This window comes from Priestia sp. D51 (assembly GCF_053345675.1).
In genome coordinates this window covers 1-17,991 of sequence record NZ_JBLTIR010000006.1, presented here as the reverse complement: position 1 = coordinate 17,991, position 17,991 = coordinate 1, and the positions used below count along the sequence as shown (strand labels likewise).

Here is a 17,991-nt window from a genome sequence, read left to right as displayed (position 1 = left end):
TTAGCTCTCTGTAATGCTATAGATATGTACTCCTCTTTTTCAATGCTTTTTTATATTATTATTTTACCTCAATTTGGTAAAAAAACAATTACTTTAGATAAAATAGAACTGATAATGTTGATGTTAAGGACTTGATAGCAGAATTAAAACTTATGTTTTAATTTAAATATTGAATTTCTTCCTATATGCGTGTTTATGTAAACTAGCAATGTATATGATATACATAGTGATTTAAAGTGATACTATTGTTAAAATGGAACATAATGGATTTATTTAGAAGGAAAGGATGAAGATTTATGGAGTTAATCGGTCAAAGAGCAAAGCTAAGGATCATGAATATAGAAGATGTAAAAGCCCTCTACAACTTTGTTCAGCAAAACCCCAATCTATGGACATACATGGTTCGCAAAATGGATTGTTTAGAAGATATGGAAAAGCTAGTTAGAGAGGCAATAAAGAATTTTGATAAAGGAATAGAACTTCCTTTTGTCGTGATAGATAAAGTTAGTAATACCATTATTGGAAGTACTCGTTTGTATGATATATCTTATGATCGTAAAACTGTAGAATTAGGGTCTACGTTTTATGACCAGTCTGTTCGAAAAACAAGTGTGAATACCGAGTGTAAATATTTATTGCTAAAGCATGCTTTTGAAACATTACATATGGTACGTGTTCAAATCAAAACAGATAGCCAAAATGTAGGTGCACAGAAGGCTATTGAACGTATTGGAGGAATAAAGGAAGGAGTTTTACGCAACGAGAGAATGTTACATAACGGACGTATTCGCGATGCAGTTCTATATAGTATTACAAATAATGAGTGGAATGTAGTGAAAGTTAAACTAGAAGACCTTTTAACAAAACATTACGATAAAGTAGAATAATATTTTTGTTGATGGTATCATCTTTCTGCATGTTATAAGGACGAAAGCCCTTTATAGAAGGGCTTTTTTATTACTATAAAGCACATTATGTTAACTATAAATGAATATATTATGCATTTTGATTTGCTTATATTTTACTTTTAAATGGAATAAAAGGTAAAAATTATGATTTAATAGATATTGGAAATGTTTATTAAAAACGAACGGGGATTATTTAAATGCATAATATAAAATTCAATTATTTAACCGACTTATGTTCAAGGTATCAACAAGACAAATTTTTCATCGAAGAAATTCCTCTCTCTATTTTATCTAAGGCAAATAAAAGGTTTAACATTTCAAATAATGAAGAAGTGATTGCTTTTCTCGACTGTACAATATTTGGATCAGGGAAAATCGGTGTGTGTTTTACCGATAAGGCGTTAAGGTGGAAAAATCTAAGTGGTGAATTAGACAATATTGAATGGACTGAATTTGGTAAAGTAAATCAGATTACAGTTCAAAATAATCTCGAAGTTCATTTCGACAATAGAAAAGCATGTTTAATAGGTGGAGGAAATACGTATCCGATCCCATTATTTATAGAACTTTTGACAAATATAAGAGATTTCTTAAACGAATATTCGTACGAATTACTTGTAAAACCGCACAATGTATCTTCTTCTGTAACGTATAATGACTTAATGAACATAAGTACATTATTTGAGAAATATGAAGAAGCCTTTGAGCCTAATAATGGCCTGTTAGTAGATCAGCATATCCCTTCAGATTTGAAAAAGAAAATAATAAAGTATTTTAATTTACAACCTAATAAAGAGATTGTTGCTTTTTTATGTACGTTTCCTTTAAAGAAGACAGACGGTATTATTATTGGTGAAAATGGAATTTATTTTAGAGAAACATTCGTCTCTCTTTATTATCCCTGGTATGTATTCCGAACGTTGCCTTTATATTTATCAGAAGATGAGCTTAATATTGGGAAAGATAATATTTTTCATCTTACTCATGCCAAAATGAAAGGTACAGAGATTCTACTTTTCCTAAAAAAACTTCAGGAGTATGCTAATTCTGCTTATGAGAACGTTCCTGATGTAGTTGACCTGGACGCTGCTAACGCTAAAATTTAAAAGTTACGTTATATATTAATTAAAACCCACTTCATAATAAGATGAAACTATGAAGTGGGTTTTTGACGCTTCCTAGAACTGTGATTATGGTAACTAATTTTTTCACCTAAACTATTACTTTAATGTTATTTTTAGTAATAGAGGTGAGTGAGATATGAATTTTAAAAAGAGCCAATCTTATATTGATTTGACGGTAAGAAATTGGGATAACACAGAGTTTGGTAGTACTTTGAGGGAAATGTGTGAAGCAGCTAGAGAATATGAGAATGATCAAGTAGAAGTTCATCAAGTAGTAAATCTAGGGAAACGTAAGGGAGAATGGAACTACCTAATTATCTTAAATATCAGTCAAGATTTAGATAATTTGGGGGTACTTGTAGAAAGTAATTATAGATAAATAAATCCCCCTTTATCTAAATAGGATAAAGGGGGATTGGTTCTTATAAAGGGGTTTTATGTAAAGTAAAAAGCACATATAAAATAAATTTCTTAAAAAGTAAAAGCTACTGAACAGGGTTCAGTAGCTTTTTAACGAAGCATGTTGTTAACTCAACAAGTAATGAGGATTTCCAAACAGAAGCTTCACAGCGTCTCGTGTAGTTTGCTCATAATCCATAAAAATATTCACATTAAAGATTCTGTAAGTGAATTTGTATACTGAACAGCTTGATGTAAACTAGAGAAACTTCTAACTCCCTCAACTTTTATTCCTAAGCTCACCATGGTCTGAGCAATTTCTGGACGTATCCCACTGATAACGACTTCGATTCCTAATAACTGTAGTCCAGCTATTACTTTAAACAGTTGATCTGCTACCATCGTATCAATAATGGGCACAGCTGATAAGTCAATAATAAGCCATTTTAATTTATATTGGCTTCCTTTCTCTAAGGCACTCTCCATCAAATATTGTGCCCGTTTGGTATCTAAATCACCTACTAAAGGAAGGATGCCTATTTCTTCTGTCATACGAACAACAGGTACAGATAATTCATCAATGGCATATTGAGCATAATTTATTTTGTCAGTGTAGTCTTTTACATACGACTTACTTACGAACTGAATGGCATTATCTACAATACTATTAAAATGAGAAATGATTTGATAAAAAGCATCGAGGGAAAAATCATTATCCTTTGCTTCTTCTTTGATTATTTCTCCGATTACATCTCGATAATAGCTAATCTCCTCTAAAGCTAGGTTTAATGGTAGTCCATGATTGACTAATAAATTAGCCATATTGTTTCCCCACTGTGCCATGACTTCATTTGCTGCCTCTTTTTCCATTAAAAGAGAATCAGCATAAGTTGTAAGAAGGTCCAATCGAAAAGTAGTCAACTCTGTATAGATATGATGAGATTCCGCAAGATCTTCTCTTTTATTTTCAGCTAGCTCTTCTTTTCGTTGTAAAATATTTTCTCTAATAGCATGTAATTTTTCTTGTGGTATATAGGGCAAAAATTCCCCTCCTAGTATATAAAAAAGTAAAAGTCCTCTAATAGATGAGGATTAGAGGACTAAACATGTTGAAAAGTGTATTAAGATCAATGAAATGTTAAGTTACTTATATTCTTTATTTAGTTGTATAGTACACCTAAATTGTATCATAAATTCCCTATAACATCTTTATTTCCGATAATTTATTTTTAACAATAAATGGATATAATATACAACCTAACAGAGAATTAGAAAATCGTGTTACGAATACCAACTTCGGAAGGTATTTTAATTGCATTTTGGTCCAATCATATAAAAAATATACTACTAACAAATGAAAAAACTACCCTATGTGAATAGGATAAGTCGTTTGTCTTAGAGGACATAAAAAAAGCTAGTTCATTGAGCTAACTGTAACATATTGTTCTTTATTGGCTTAAACCTGTTGAGATAGATCTTTTCTTGAACATACTTGAAATAATAACCAAGCTCATCTTGGTAGATTTTACGAGTAAAGAATCTTTCAAATGTAGTATTCTGAGCACAACCAAAGAGGTATTCTTCTGTATCAGAATAAAAGATGTCAATAGCATAAATAGAAAATTCATAAACATATGGAAAGGTGTACACAGCAAACTTACTAGTAATACCTTGCTCATATCTCTTGATGTGCTCTGTTTTTTTCACAATATCTCAACTCCCTTGACTAAGGATAATAGTACTCTGGAGAGTACTTCATTGTTTTTATATAAAATAAAAAGAAAGACAATAAATAATAAAATCGTCCTTTCAAAGCAGAAAATGAACAAATCATGTTGCGTATACGATGTTTTGTCATTAATCGAAAGCATACTATGAGAGAAATGTCCTAAAACCTCTGATACCCATATATACAGGAAATGAAACATCTTGTAGTACTACTGACACATTTTTAATGAAAAAAGCATCATCCCGTCATGAAAACAAGGAATGATGCTTTTTTATTAATTATTTTTTAACTAAGTTTTACGCTTCTTTATACTTATTGAGTAGAAATTAATAACATTGTGTAGATTACACTTTATCAATTAATTCTTTATCATAACTTCTAAATTTATTCATTAATTATTACAAGCTACACAAGAAAGTAAGGGGAAATGAGATAATACATAGAAAAAGAATACATCGAAAGCTAATTAGGAACCTTTTACTTGATCAGTCACTATAACCAATTTAGTTTTATATAAAATATCAATTTTTTGTAATTCCATAGACATTCTCTTTCAAAACTTCTTCCTCATTTTTATTTCATCATTGCATATTTTTTACTCCATTTTCCCATACTTTCTAGGATAGGTGTAAACCCCTTTCCTGCTTCTGTTAAGGAGTATTCTACTTTTGGAGGTACTTGTGGGTATACTTTTCTTATAACCATTTGGTCTCTTTCTAGTTCTCTTAACTGGCTAGTTAAAATTCCTTTTGAAATACCAGGAACCAGTCGTTGAAGTTCCCCAAATCGTAGGGTCTGGTTACTTAAATGCCAAAGAATGATAATTTTCCATTTCCCCGCGATGATATTTTGCGTTGCCGTGACCGGACAAACTTCTCTCTGTTCTGGGGGTGTTTCACCCTCAAATCGAGTTCGTGCCATATTCAAGCCCTCTCTTTTCTTAATGGTCATGTTTTTGTGACTACGTCATAAAAATATGACTACTTTTGTTTTTTTTTCTAATGCCATAATATATGAATATACGTTAATAAACAATAAAACCAAGGGGGATTTATAATGAAAATCGCGATTATTGGTGCGACTGGTAAAGTTGGAAAGCTTATTATGAAAGAAGCTATGGATAGAGGATTTGACGTAACCGCAATTGTTCGAAATGCTTCAAAAGTTACAGAACCAAATGTGACTATTCTTGAAAACGATGTTTTTACTCTTACAGCCTCAGAACTAAAAGCATTTGATGTTGTAGTTAGCACATATCGAGCACCACAAGGAGAAGAACAGTTATATATAGAAGCCGGAAGGGTTTTAGTTGAAGCTCTTAAAGGTAATTTAGACACAAAATTAATTGTCGTGGGTGGTGCTGGAAGTCTATTTGTAGACGAAGAGAAGACACAGAGACTGATGGACACGCCTGATTTTCCAGAGTTTGTTCTCCCAACGGCATACAATGCAGGAAAACAACTTGAGGAGCTACAAAATTCAGAATCTATTGCATGGACATATATTAGTCCTGCAGGTTTTTTTGATCCAGAAGGAAAGAGAACGGGTTCTTATAAAGCAGGAAAAGATCATGTCATACTAAATAATAAAGGCCAAAGTTATATCAGTTATGCTGACTATGCTATTGCCGTAATAGATGAAATCGAAAAGCCACAACATGTGAATGAAAGATTTACGGTTGTTGGTGAAACAGAATAACTTTTTCTACAACTGCCGAGATTCTAAAGAGCTTACTTCTAAGGACAGTATCTTTAAATACATTTCAACATATTAAAATGGTTATTATCATTAACAAAATAAAGAAGCAACCTCTGCAGTGAGTGCGAGGTTGCTACATGTAAGGGTTCATTCATACATATCTGAGTATGAACGATAAAGATATTATAACATATTTTTCAATATACAGACTATTTTTTATGCGCTTCTATATATGAATAAAAATTGTATAAACGATAAATATGGGAAGCCAATGAGCCCTTTTGTACCAAGGACCCGTTTTTTCGTGTCTTTCGGAAAGCTGTTTTATGTTAACTAACTTACAGTCCAAGAATAACAAAAAACTTATAATTGAATATACGAAAAAGGCCATCTAATGGTTGCAAATTAGATGGCCTTTTAAAGGTTGTCTTTTGTCTATTAAATTGTAACATATTTTTAGAAAGAGGTTCAATTGTAGGAAGCTTATTTTAGGTGAAAAAGCTACTGACTGACTCCATCAACAGTAGCTTCTTCCATTTAAAATAGAATAGGAAAGTTAATGCCTCTCGGCATCGTAGGTAGTTTATCCAAAAGACATTGCGTTAATACCCTTAGACCTTGGATAAATACATGTTATGTGATTCGAAGAAATTATCTCATCGAAAATAAGTTTCTTCAAAATATATGTTAACAAACTTTTATAGAAAAATCACTTAATTAGGTTGATATACATACATGTTAAAAGTGCAATATTTAGTTAAAAGGACTTATGAACTGTGTTAGTTGTGATCTGGGCTGTCCTCCGATTTTACTTTTCAGTATTTTCCCATTTTTAAACAAAATAATGGTCGGAAATATGTCGACTGGGAATTTGTCGACTACTTTTTTTTCTTCATTCACATTAATTTCTACGAACTTAATGTCTTTTTTTATATTCTTCTCTATAGATTCTAAGTTTGCTCGAGTTGCTTGGCACTCTTCTGTCTCCGGATTAGAAAAATAAGCTAAGGTTATACCATCCTTAATTAGGGAGAAAAAATTATCTTTTGTTCCTCTTAAAATGGCCATTATAATCCTCCAAATCACCTTTTTGTAATGAAGACTTTAATTATGTTTTATCTCTCTTATTTCTAATTATTCTTAGTACAATAACTCAAATAGATGGTGTGTTTTCTAGGTGACAGACACCTGAAGAATACGTATAATAAGGGAGAATGTTAACCTTAACCAAGTACATTCATTCAGACTAGGAGAAGACTTTCTTATTTGAGAAAGTCTTTTTCGTTTTAAATTTAAGAAGTATCTAAATCACACATTAGATTGTTGCAAGAGAGATTATTAAAAAGTGGGTTTCTACTAAAACCATAACATGGATTAAAAAGAAAATCATGCTATTTCCTTTTTAAAAATGAAATATACATAACAGATCATACGGGGTATAATTTAATTATTCTGAAAATTAATTTTAGCAACTGTTCAAAGGGGTCATGGTGGAACATGTTTCTTTATTTATGGGCAGTTGTTTTTTTCTATTTACATTCTATTGAATTTTATTTATACTATCTTTACCTTACTGTAACGGAAATTATAGTGGGTGATTCTAACTACGAAAAGAGCCTTCTCATTCTTTGAGGAGGCTCTTTTTTATTCTTAAAGTACCATTATAATAACCTGCGCTTCTGATGAATTTTCTCAAATAGCAACTGTGTAACCATTTAAATATAGGTTAGTTACTTATAAAAAATATTTGTGAATTCCACATTTTATCTAGTTTACAAAATAATATGCTTAACATTATAATCTTTATAGTCTAAAAATTTTTACAACGAGGAGAAAAATATGACAGAATTTATTGCAATGCTTAATGATTATTTATGGTCCAAACTGATTGTTATCTTTTTGGTCGCAATTGGGCTTTTCTTAACAATTAGATTTGGCTTTTTACAAATAAAGTTCTTACCTGAAATGGTACGTTTATTAGGAGACGGACGCAAAAATAAAGATAAAGATAAGAAGAGTGTGTCTTCTTTGCAAGCATTCATGATTGGTATGGCTGCTCGTATTGGTACAGGTAATATAGCTGGAGTAGCAACAGCAGTTGCATTAGGAGGTCCCGGTGCAGTATTTTGGATGTGGGTTATCGCTTTAATTGGCTCAGCTTCAGCTTTTGTAGAAAGTACGTTAGCCCAAGTTTATAAAGTGAAAGACGGAGATGCTTGGCGAGGCGGACCTGCTTATTATATGGAAAAAGGTCTAGGAAAAAGAAAATTAGGTATTGCTTTCAGTATTTTAATTACGTTGTCTTTTGGTCTTATCTTTAATGCTGTTCAAGCGAATACGATTGCTGCATCAATTAACAATGAGTTCGGAATAAATACGACAATGACGGGGATCATTCTTACGGTTATTACAGCTCTTATTATATTTGGTGGCGTTCATTCCGTAGCTAAATTTTCTACAATTTTAGTACCAATTAAAGCAGGCGCTTATATTCTGTTATCGTTATGGATTATGATTGCAAACTATCACGTACTTCCTAGTGTGTTTAGTGCTATCTTTTCGGAAGGTCTATTCTCATTTAAACAATTATTTAGTGGGGTAATGGGTGCAGCTGTACTTCAGGGTATCCGTCGAGGATTATTTTCTAATGAAGCAGGAATGGGTTCTGCACCGAATGCTGCAGCTGCAGCTGATGTTACTCACCCAGCAAAACAGGGCTTTATTCAAGCTTTAGGCGTTATCATCGATACATTTGTTATTTGTTCATCTACAGTGATGATTGTGTTAGTTTCTGGTGTCTATAAAACTTCTGAGTTAACAGGTATTCCATTAACACAAGAATCTTTACGTGTAGGACTTGGTGGATTTGCCGCAACGTTCGTATCTATATCTGTTTTCTTATTTGCGTTGAGTACAATTATGGGGAACTATTACTACGGTGAGTCAAACATTAGCTTTATGAAACATAGCAAGAAAACAATCTTATTTTATCGTTTTGGAGTCATTTTAATGGTCCTATTTGGGGCATTATATAGCGCTGAGTTAGTTTGGTCTCTTGCAGATATCTTTATGGGACTAATGGTTCTAATTAATTTATATGCCATTACTCGCTTATCTAAAGTAGCTAAAGCCGTATTAAAAGATTATATAGCTCAAAAGAAACAAGGGAAAGATCCGGTATTTCATGCAGACAGTATCTCACACTTACCAGGTCGTGAAACATTAGAGGCTTGGAATGAGGAAGAAAAAACTCAAAAACAAATTGTGAGTTAAATTACTGAGAGTACTTTCAGTAGTAAACTCATTATAGAGAAACTATAAATCAAAAAAAGCTACTTTATTAAAGTAGCTTTTTTGATTTAAGTTCTTAGAGAATTTAAAATCTAATTTGTATCATTTGGTGCTTTACGAGAAGTGAATCTGTTATCCCTTTTGAATAATGAAAGGATTATCATTACAAGAACGAAAGCCACGCAAACTGTAGAGCTTAATCTATTCGCACTATCTATTAGAAAGACTATAAAGCTAATAACTAATGCACATGCAGCAAAAAGTGTTAAATAAGGGAATCCCCAAAGCTTAAAATATGGTTTTTGTTTATATTGAGGACGTAGCTTTAGCTGAGCTAAGCAAATACTAATCCATATAAGAGAAACTGTAAAACCAGGAATAGCTAATAAATAAGAAAAAGCTTTTTCAGGATATAAGTACACAATGTATGTTCCCATTAATAAGAATAAGACGCTGAAAGCTAAACTGTAAATAGGTACGCCTTGTTTATTTACATAGGATAAGCTTTTAGGTGCATCCCCCGACTGAGATAAAGAATGAAGCATCCTTGTACAGCCATAAATACCTGAGTTGGCTGCTGAAAGGACAGCTGTTAATAAAATAAAGTTCATAACATGAGAAGCCCCTTGAAGCCCGGCTATTTCGAATACTTGGACAAAAGGGCTAGCATTTGCATCAATTTTATCCCAAGGTATTAAGCCACAGATAATAAAGATAGGTAAGGTGTAAAATAGAACTACTCTCCACATAACACCTTTAACTACGCCTGGTAAGACCTTTTCAGCATCTTTCGTTTCTGTAATAGTTAAGCCAATTAGTTCTGAGCCTCCATATGAGAAGATGACTACAAGCAAGGTAGAAAAAACGGCTTTCCAACCATTTGGGACAAAGTTGCTATAATTATGAAGGTACTCAGAAGATGGGCTATTACTTGGAATGATTCCAAATAAAATACTTACACCTAATAGAATGAAAGCAATAATAACAAAGATTTTAATGCCTGCAAACCAAAACTCAATTTCTCCAAAAGACTTTACACTTGTAGCATTGATTAAGATAAGTACGATGGAACAAATAAGACAAAGAATCCATAAAGGAATAGAAGAAAACCAATACTGCAGAAAACTACCTGCAGCGATGACTTCAATAACACACACGGTAAGCCACATAAAGCAATAAGTAGCTCCAGTTACAAAAGAAAAACGCCTCCCAAAAGCTTTTTGAATTAGATCCTTCATATTGTGAGATGGGTATACAATGGCCATTTCAGCCAAAGCTCCCATTACAATGAGAAGCAATAGACCAGCAAATAAGTATGAAAAGATAACGGAAGGTCCTGCTAATCCAATCGTATCAGCACTTCCTTTGAAAATTCCTGTTCCAATCATTCCTCCAATAGCAATCATTCGAATGTGTCGCGGTAATAGTTGCTTTTTTAACGTATTCTTTGATGCAGTATTTTCTTTCATGATGCCCTCCTTTTAACATAAAAAAGCCCCTGCTGAATCATTCAGCAGGGACGAAAATTTCGCGGTACCACCCTATATTGTAAAAAACATCTTACCTCTCAATTAGCATAACGGTTTTATCCGTCCTCTCTAAAACAACTTTAGAAGAGGAAGCTCTAGGAGTGAATTTCATCTCTAATCTTTGTACTGACTTCCACCTATTGTCAGCTCTCTATAACAGGGAGGTTAAAGTTACTTACGGTCCTATCTTCGCTTTTGTTTATTAAATTAAATCATATGTAATGTATATCATCTTAGTTAGTTTAGAATTAAAAGTCAACATATATTTTACTCCATGTAAAATTATAAGAAGCGTTATTGAGATTTGCATAAATATATTTTTAGGTTTCCTTATTTATTTTTCAATCAGTCATGTGTACTATAGTTGGACTATATACTTATCTAACTAGAAAAACTACTGCACAAGAAAGAGTGCAGTAGTTTTTCAAATCAGAATAAAGATGGTGAGAAAATATCTCAGTATTAAATTGTATCCTAAAGAATAAACTGATGCAAGGTTCATTATCCTTTTAGGAACTTTTCTCTTACAACATTTGAGTTACAAATAGAAAAAATCTTTAAAAACAGGGGTTAAAGTTTTGTTACTTCTTATAATTGGTTTTATGTTAACTAAACGTTTATAAAAATATGCGAAGATAAAACGAAAAAACCTGTTCGTGCCTGACAAGCCAACAGGTTTTTTCGTGACTTAATTAAAGATTATTTGTGATGATTTTATCCATCTTAAGTAGTCTGCTCAAAATAAGTGTAAAGTATGTACATTTAATTATATTTTAATTTTCAAGTATTTGTTTCTCTTCGTCTTCTATGTCATCTCTCAATCACAGAATTTGAAAAGTATAGCCAATGTTAATATAATTTTCGATTACGCAGCAATGACTAAGATTAATAAAGAAGAAGAGATAAATAAAAGAAATTATGCTTAGCTAAAAGTTTATACGTTTGGTTATTATGAGAAGTATTTACCTAGTCCAAAACGAAATATATCAATTGGTCCTGGACGCTCATTTTAATGTGAATCTATGAAGCCCTTAGTTTATCTAGGGGCTTTTTTAATGATTTTAAGGAGGTTTTATTGTGACTTAAGATGTTTCTAGTATAATTTTTTTAATTTTTTACAAGAAAATATAAGCACTACTACTTAATTTTGGTATAATAGGAAAGGCTTTTTGTAGTTCTCAAGAATTACAATAAAGTAAAAAAAAGAAAAGTACGAGGGATAATTATCTATGAAAATGTTAAAAGTTGTTTTGGGAGCTCCATTATTAGCGCTGGCGTTAGCTGGTTGTGGTCATGAAAGTAGTGAATCTGAACCACAAAAAGAAGTCACTACACCGCGAACAGCAGTACATACAAATGATACTAACAAGGACACTACTAAAGACACGAGTACTGTAAAAGAAGCTACACCTCACACTCTACAGACGAAGGCAACAGATTTACAAAAAGCTGTTAACTCCAATAATGCTGATATGGATTACCTTATGAGTTTAATGGTTGGCTATCAATATATCCAAGTAGGTAATAACGAATATATCTATTACGGAATTAACCAAGAACAAAATGTCTTTTCAATAATGGAAGTGACTTTTGATAATACAGGTAACTACATTCAAAATGTTAATTTAATTGACAATGCTTCAGCAGATCAAATTGCCATATTACAAAGTCAAATCAAAGATCAACAAGCGCAATTATCAGATCTTGAGCAAAAGCAAATGCAAAAAGAGTTAGACGATTACTATGCTCAACTAGAAGCTGAACAAAAAGCTCAAGAAGAAGCTGATGCTAAGGCAGAAGCTGATGCTCAAGCTGAAGCAGACAAACAAGCTCAAGTAGAGGCGGAAGCACAAGCTAAAGCCGATAAAGAGAAACAAGAGCAAGCTGCAGCTGAACAAAAAGCTCAAGAAGATGCAGATAAAAAAGCCGAAGAGGAAGCACAAAAAGCTCAGGAAGAAGCTGATGCACAGGCAAAAGCAGATGCGGAAGCAGCGGCGCAAGCTCAAGCTGATGCCCAAGCTGATGCAGACGCACAAGCTAAACAAGAAAAAATTTATGCTGCATATGAGGCAGTATCAGATATGCAAGGTTGGATATCACCAGAGGCTCAACAAAAGATTGAGGCGGAATTAGCTTCAAGTGGTGATGGCTCAAGTGAAACTTTAGACCATTGTTTTAACGTATACAACGGAGATGAAGCCGATACGGAAAGTTTATTCTGTAGTAACCAAGAATAATAAACAAGCATAAGGAGTGTGGGGGTTACCTTCACTCCTTTTCATTAACAAGTATTATTTTTTATGAACATTATTCTAAAATAACTAATACTTTCAAACTAATAAACAAGTCTATTACGTAAATAGATATTAAGATAGAAGTGTATATCTGTCTTAGTATAGAAAAAGTGTAGGATTAAAAGGAGATACAGCATGATATTAGCTCAAGGTGAACAAATTGTTAAGGAGTATAAGTGGAAAAGGAAACTTACTATTATCTTAACTAATAAACGTCTCGTTATACGTGACAAGAAAAATGGAGGTTGGAAAGAAGATTATTCTATTTTCCTAAAAGAGGTAGTAAATACAAATATGGCTAAGGACACGCCAGGATATGCAATAAACATAGGGATAGTAGGCGTTTTAGGATTTATTGCATCCTTACTTATGGGGGATGTATTTACCTATGCAAAATACTACGGAACAGCAATTTTATTAAGTTATCTTATACATAAAAGAAGTAATTTTAGGCTTATTGTGACTTTTTCATCAGGAAGAAGAAAAGTAGTAAATGTTCATTGTGCTCATAAAAGAGAATTATTAGAGTTAATGGACTTAGTAGATGCTAAAGTAGCCGAAGTAGCATAATTCTATATTCATATTTAACTATATTGTTAAACATACATACAATAAACATCTTAAGAGGAGGAACAATAATGTACAAAAAAGGTATTATTTCATTAGTAGCAGCAACTACATTTTTAATTAGTGGTTGCCAATCAGAGGAAAAGGCAGATTCAAAAACGGTAGAAACTGAGAAAGGTAGTAATCAGGAAGCTGGTAATAACAATGCTGTTAAGACTACGGAAGGTAGCGGTAGTACTACCAGCGATAACACGTCTGAAAATAAAAGTGAAGGAAGTAAAAGCACCACTGTGGACAATGACAACACCGTAAAAGGTAGTGGCAATGCAACTGATACTCATAAAAATGATTCCCAACCTGTGTCTAGTAATAAAGATACGACGGTGAGTAGCAATTCAACGTCTAATAATACAGGTAGTCCATCAATTGATACAGCAGGTCTTCTTATGAGTGATTATATAGGTGGATTAACAGACGCTATTAATACAGGAAGATTCGACTATTATGTTAGTGACTTTATTGAAGGATCCCTCTATAATCAACAAAAGTCATTAGTTAGTAAACTATATAAACAAGGTATTAAGGAAAGATGGGAAGATTATTCTTTAGTTAGTTTTAATAAAACTGGGGAATCTTCAAAAGGAAGTCTTTATAAGATAGCAACCCGCGAGACTGTTACAATCATTAAGCCTGATGGTTCCCAAGCCACTAAAAAATATAATTGGATGTATTCTGCAATTTATCATGATGACCATTTATTTTTAACAGATATCGCTAAAAATGGCCCAATAACAACTGTTTCAGAAAGTAAAGCAACGAATAATCAAAATCAGTCTACAGATAATCAAACAGTTACAAACAGCCCAGCACCTGCTAGCAAAAAAGAAGAGTATCTATATAAACTGGACCATACTAAAGATATGCTAGAAGCAAGTGCTACTTCTGAAAATGATATGGAAAGAAAGCAACAATATAGCCAGAATTATCAATTGTGGGATGGTTTATTAAACGAGATTTACGGTGTTTTAAAGACACAATTATCTGCTTCAGAAATGAGTACGCTTCAATCTGATCAACGCCAATGGATCGAATCTAGAGATGCAGCTGCCCAAGAAACTTTTGATGAAGAAGGTGGCGGTACCTTATCACAAGCTGAACAAGTACGTACATTATGGGAACTTACAAGAGACCGTTGCTACATTTTAGTTTACAACTATATGAAATGATGAGTAAATATTATTATTTGGAATTTTATATGTTGCTTACCTTTTTTATCTTATGTTTGTATGCTTTAATATAAGTACAGACATACATATCTATATAAGTTCGTTTTTGCTAGGAGAGAGCAGCCAGTATATGATGGTTGCTCTTTTCGTATTTGTATAGAAGAAACTAAACAAAATGGGTTAGTAATTAACGTGGTTTGGTTTAGGGAATTTACACTAAGAGAAGGAAGAAAGAAAAGAATTAAAATAGAAGAATGGCGTACTTACTCTCCAGGATGAAATGCGTGAATTGGGCATTACAGAAAATCAAATATTTTAAATGCAAATGATTGAAGTTGAACCACCGAAGAATAATAAAACTAGACGATGATACATTGGCAGCTGCTACTATAGTGGCTGTCTTTTTTGTCGAAATTTGAATATGAGAATAGATGGTTATGTTGGAAAATTAATAGTATCATAGTCATAGCGAGTGGGTGGTCATATATAACCAAGGGGAGAGATTCGATGAAGAAAAAGGGTATTATCTCATTATTATCTGTAGGACTATTAGCTTCCTCATTATCAGTAGGTACAGCTCAAGCGGACAGCAATACTTACGAGGCTTCAAAGAAGGCAATTGAAGGTCAATTAGAGACTAATAAACCACTCAATCATAACGTAATTAGTCCTAGTGTACTTAATGATTTTAAAGAGAAAACTCTGAACTCATTAAAAACTCCGAAGTCTTTTTCAGCAAAAAAATCAAATGCTGCCAGTATTAGTGGTAGTAGCGGTTCGCCAATGTATGAGAGTGAGCCCAATGATGATTTCAAAATAGCAGACACTTTACTAAATGATAGAATGACATTTGGACAGTTTGACGATACTTTCGATATAGATTTTTATAAGGTATATGTATCTGGAAAAGGTACTTTATTAGTAGGAGGGGTAACGGATACTCCTTCCGATATAGATTTATTATTTGTGGCAACCGAATATGATTACCAAGATCATGGATATTTAGAATACTTAGATTCTGAATATGATGATGGGGTAGAAGTCCAAGAATACAAAGTTAATAAAGCAGGCACATATTACATACCTGTTCTAGATTTAAATAGTAGTGAAACTGATGACGTGTATGGAATCTCAACCTTATTTCAAGCTGAGGCTAAAGATACAGTTGCACCAAATAAACCTACTGTTAACAAGGTAGACAATAACGATAAAGTTGTAACAGGTAAGGCAGAAGCAGGTTCAACAGTCACTGTTAATGTAGGGAAAAGTCGAATTGGATATGCAAAGGCGAGTTCAAATGGTTCATTCTCGGTTAACATCCCTGTTCAAAAAGCAGGAACTAGCCTTAATGTAACTGCTAAGGATGCTTCAGGGAATGTGAGTAAACTTACGTATGTAACTGTTGTGAAAGCAGATGTTACGCCGCCTAACAAGCCAACAGTTAATAAAGTAGACGATAATGATAAGGTCGTAACTGGTAAAGCTGAGGCTAATTCCACTGTTACAGTTAATGTAGGGAAAAATCGAATTGGGTATGCAAAAGCAAATTCGAAGGGAATATTCTCTGTTAGTATCCCAGTACAGAAAAAGGGTACTACACTTAACGTAACTGCTAAGGATGCTTCAAATAATGTAAGTAAACTTACGTATGTAACTGTTGTAAAACATTAATTTTTTTGAATCGGTTTTGCTAGAAGAGAGCAACCAGTATATGATGGCTGCTCTCTTCGTTTGTACAGAGATAGTTTATTAAAATCAACTTAAAATTTTCTCCTAAGAGGTTATTTTAATAGTCCTGTTGAATTTTATTAGCATATATTACTTATTTAACTACTTTATGCTAAAATAACTAAGACTTTAAAACTATTAACAACTTAGAAGGGAACACACACATGAAAATATTTTTAATCATTGTCATCAGTCTTATTGTTCTTAATATCTTAAACAAAGCGAGACGCAAAACCAAATGGAACCTTTCCAATGCCCGTTTAACGTCTTCCATCAACAAATGCAAAGCGGAAATGACTAAATCGTATAACTGTCATGAAGATGATTTTGAAGTGTATCGTCACGACGATCGAGTAGAAAACGACGGTACTGCCCTTATTTTAGACCGAAACAAAGGGAAAGTTGCGTTTGTGTATGAACAACGTTTTAGCATTACCGATGGCTATAACATTTTAGATGCACAATTTGTACCAAGGATACATATGTCAGACAACACGGTTACCTTGAAAGTTTATACGGAAGATATTGACGTTATATACCTTACAACGTACGCACGCCGAGGGTTTTTCACAGGTGGCGAAGCCTATGAAATGGCCAACGTGCGAACAATGGCTCTATTAGAAAAATTAATTGGGTTAAAAGGGTATTATCCTGATTTTAATGATTCACCTTCCGAATCCCCGTACTCCATGGCAGACGAACTTCGTAAACTAACCGACATGTATGAAGACGGGTTGTTAGACGAAGAAGAATTTACGAAAGCTAAAGCAAGATTATTAGCTTAATACCCTTACCTTTTTTCTATAGGAGGATATTATGAGTAAAGAAAAGTCGAGTAAAGCGTTAATGGTTTTTGGTATTTTATTATTGATTACAATAGTGTCAACTCTGGTATTCTTGTGCTTAACCAAGTACAACCCTCACTATTGGGATGATGTACTAATAAGCTTCGGTGCTATTAGTATGCTCGGAGTAGTTTTTCTACTTTACATAAAGGAAGTGCGTATTAAAGAAAACTGGTCAAAGATACCTTTAGTTGGTAGAACTATATGGTGGATGATGTTCATTACTCATAGTTACAATTTCATAGAACAATTTATGGTAGCGTTTATCTTTCGATAAGCGTTCTTTTTTTACTTAACTAAATGAGTAAACATTAAAAGTTTGTTATAAAAACCATAGTTTTATCATTTACTCTTATTGACGACAAATACGCAGTTTTTCTATTTATACATATAAGAGATAAAGTTTTACAACATATAATTAAAAATGAAAAGATACAATAATGTTTTATGTAAATATAATTTAATGTTTTTTACAAGAGTAATGGTTAACGTATTTTATTAAAAATAATTATACTATTTACTCACATTGTAGAAAAAGATCATATTTGTCGTCATCTAGAGTAAATAGTAAAACTATAATTTTTATAAGTAAGTTTATCTATTTACTCTTTTAAACAATATAAAATTGATATTTAATTAGCTTAATAATAACT

The 17,991-nt window shown here is 32.7% G+C and carries 16 protein-coding genes and 2 other annotated features (1 of these 18 only partly in view); of the genes, 11 read left to right on the top strand and 5 right to left on the bottom strand.

What is annotated here, in order from left to right:
* Positions 1 to 52, bottom strand: a binding site (T-box leader) (it extends 188 nt beyond the left edge of the window).
* Between the two features lie 244 nt (positions 53 to 296).
* From ACNHOZ_RS21625 to ACNHOZ_RS21615, 3 genes are all read left to right on the top strand, one after another.
* Positions 297 to 887, top strand: coding sequence for a GNAT family N-acetyltransferase (locus ACNHOZ_RS21625; RefSeq protein ID WP_048018733.1), 591 nt, complete (start codon positions 297 to 299; stop codon positions 885 to 887).
* Between the two features lie 218 nt (positions 888 to 1,105).
* Entirely contained in the window at positions 1,106 to 2,014 is a 909-nt protein-coding gene (locus ACNHOZ_RS21620; protein WP_048018734.1) for a hypothetical protein, read from the top strand.
* 154 nt (positions 2,015 to 2,168) lie between these two features.
* Positions 2,169 to 2,411: a hypothetical protein gene (locus ACNHOZ_RS21615; RefSeq protein WP_048018735.1), complete on the top strand. Its 243-nt coding sequence runs from the start codon at positions 2,169 to 2,171 to the stop codon at positions 2,409 to 2,411.
* 227 nt (positions 2,412 to 2,638) lie between these two features.
* Here ACNHOZ_RS21615 and ACNHOZ_RS21610 read toward each other — a convergent pair whose 3' ends face one another.
* The 3 genes from ACNHOZ_RS21610 to ACNHOZ_RS21600 form a co-directional block, all read right to left on the bottom strand.
* Positions 2,639 to 3,472: an STAS domain-containing protein gene (locus ACNHOZ_RS21610; protein ID WP_048018736.1), complete on the bottom strand. Its 834-nt coding sequence runs from the start codon at positions 3,470 to 3,472 to the stop codon at positions 2,639 to 2,641.
* Positions 3,473 to 3,850: 378 nt separating this feature from the next.
* Positions 3,851 to 4,138: a hypothetical protein gene (locus ACNHOZ_RS21605; protein ID WP_048018737.1), complete on the bottom strand. Its 288-nt coding sequence runs from the start codon at positions 4,136 to 4,138 to the stop codon at positions 3,851 to 3,853.
* Between the two features lie 595 nt (positions 4,139 to 4,733).
* The gene (locus ACNHOZ_RS21600; RefSeq protein WP_048018738.1) at positions 4,734 to 5,081 is read right to left on the bottom strand and encodes a winged helix-turn-helix transcriptional regulator; all 348 of its coding nucleotides are present in this window, start codon (positions 5,079 to 5,081) and stop codon (positions 4,734 to 4,736) included.
* Positions 5,082 to 5,216: 135 nt separating this feature from the next.
* Here ACNHOZ_RS21600 and ACNHOZ_RS21595 point away from each other — a divergent pair, with 135 nt between their 5' ends.
* Positions 5,217 to 5,858 carry an NAD(P)-dependent oxidoreductase gene (locus ACNHOZ_RS21595; protein WP_048018739.1) on the top strand — a complete coding sequence of 214 codons (642 nt, stop codon included), beginning with the start codon at positions 5,217 to 5,219 and terminating at the stop codon, positions 5,856 to 5,858.
* A 753-nt stretch (positions 5,859 to 6,611) separates the two neighbouring features.
* Here ACNHOZ_RS21595 and ACNHOZ_RS21590 read toward each other — a convergent pair.
* On the bottom strand, positions 6,612 to 6,926 hold the full coding sequence (locus ACNHOZ_RS21590) for a thioredoxin family protein (protein ID WP_048018740.1): 315 nt from the start codon (positions 6,924 to 6,926) through the stop codon (positions 6,612 to 6,614).
* Between the two features lie 771 nt (positions 6,927 to 7,697).
* On the opposite strand from ACNHOZ_RS21590, the gene ACNHOZ_RS21585 reads away from it, so the two are divergent.
* Entirely contained in the window at positions 7,698 to 9,131 is a 1,434-nt protein-coding gene (locus ACNHOZ_RS21585; protein WP_048018741.1) for an alanine/glycine:cation symporter family protein, read from the top strand.
* A 110-nt stretch (positions 9,132 to 9,241) separates the two neighbouring features.
* Here the strand turns inward: ACNHOZ_RS21585 and ACNHOZ_RS21580 are convergent, their stop codons facing one another.
* The gene (locus ACNHOZ_RS21580) at positions 9,242 to 10,618 is read right to left on the bottom strand and encodes an amino acid permease (protein WP_048018742.1); all 1,377 of its coding nucleotides are present in this window, start codon (positions 10,616 to 10,618) and stop codon (positions 9,242 to 9,244) included.
* 43 nt (positions 10,619 to 10,661) lie between these two features.
* Positions 10,662 to 10,877: a binding site (T-box leader), on the bottom strand.
* 1,030 nt (positions 10,878 to 11,907) lie between these two features.
* Between ACNHOZ_RS21580 and ACNHOZ_RS21575 the strand changes: the two genes are divergently transcribed.
* From ACNHOZ_RS21575 to ACNHOZ_RS21550, 6 genes are all read left to right on the top strand, one after another.
* The gene (locus ACNHOZ_RS21575; protein ID WP_053074017.1) at positions 11,908 to 12,915 is read left to right on the top strand and encodes a hypothetical protein; all 1,008 of its coding nucleotides are present in this window, start codon (positions 11,908 to 11,910) and stop codon (positions 12,913 to 12,915) included.
* Between the two features lie 174 nt (positions 12,916 to 13,089).
* Entirely contained in the window at positions 13,090 to 13,542 is a 453-nt protein-coding gene (locus ACNHOZ_RS21570; RefSeq protein WP_308215566.1) for a hypothetical protein, read from the top strand.
* A 68-nt stretch (positions 13,543 to 13,610) separates the two neighbouring features.
* Positions 13,611 to 14,765 (top strand): lysozyme inhibitor LprI family protein, encoded by a 1,155-nt coding sequence (locus ACNHOZ_RS21565; protein ID WP_053074018.1) that lies wholly within the window; start codon positions 13,611 to 13,613, stop codon positions 14,763 to 14,765.
* A gap of 507 nt (positions 14,766 to 15,272) precedes the next feature.
* Positions 15,273 to 16,436, top strand: a complete 1,164-nt coding sequence (locus tag ACNHOZ_RS21560; RefSeq protein ID WP_048018744.1) for an Ig-like domain-containing protein — start codon at positions 15,273 to 15,275, stop codon at positions 16,434 to 16,436.
* 221 nt (positions 16,437 to 16,657) lie between these two features.
* Entirely contained in the window at positions 16,658 to 17,278 is a 621-nt protein-coding gene (locus ACNHOZ_RS21555) for an SHOCT domain-containing protein (protein WP_048018745.1), read from the top strand.
* A gap of 31 nt (positions 17,279 to 17,309) precedes the next feature.
* Positions 17,310 to 17,615 carry a hypothetical protein gene (locus ACNHOZ_RS21550; RefSeq protein WP_048018746.1) on the top strand — a complete coding sequence of 102 codons (306 nt, stop codon included), beginning with the start codon at positions 17,310 to 17,312 and terminating at the stop codon, positions 17,613 to 17,615.
* Positions 17,616 to 17,991: the final 376 nt, after the last annotated feature.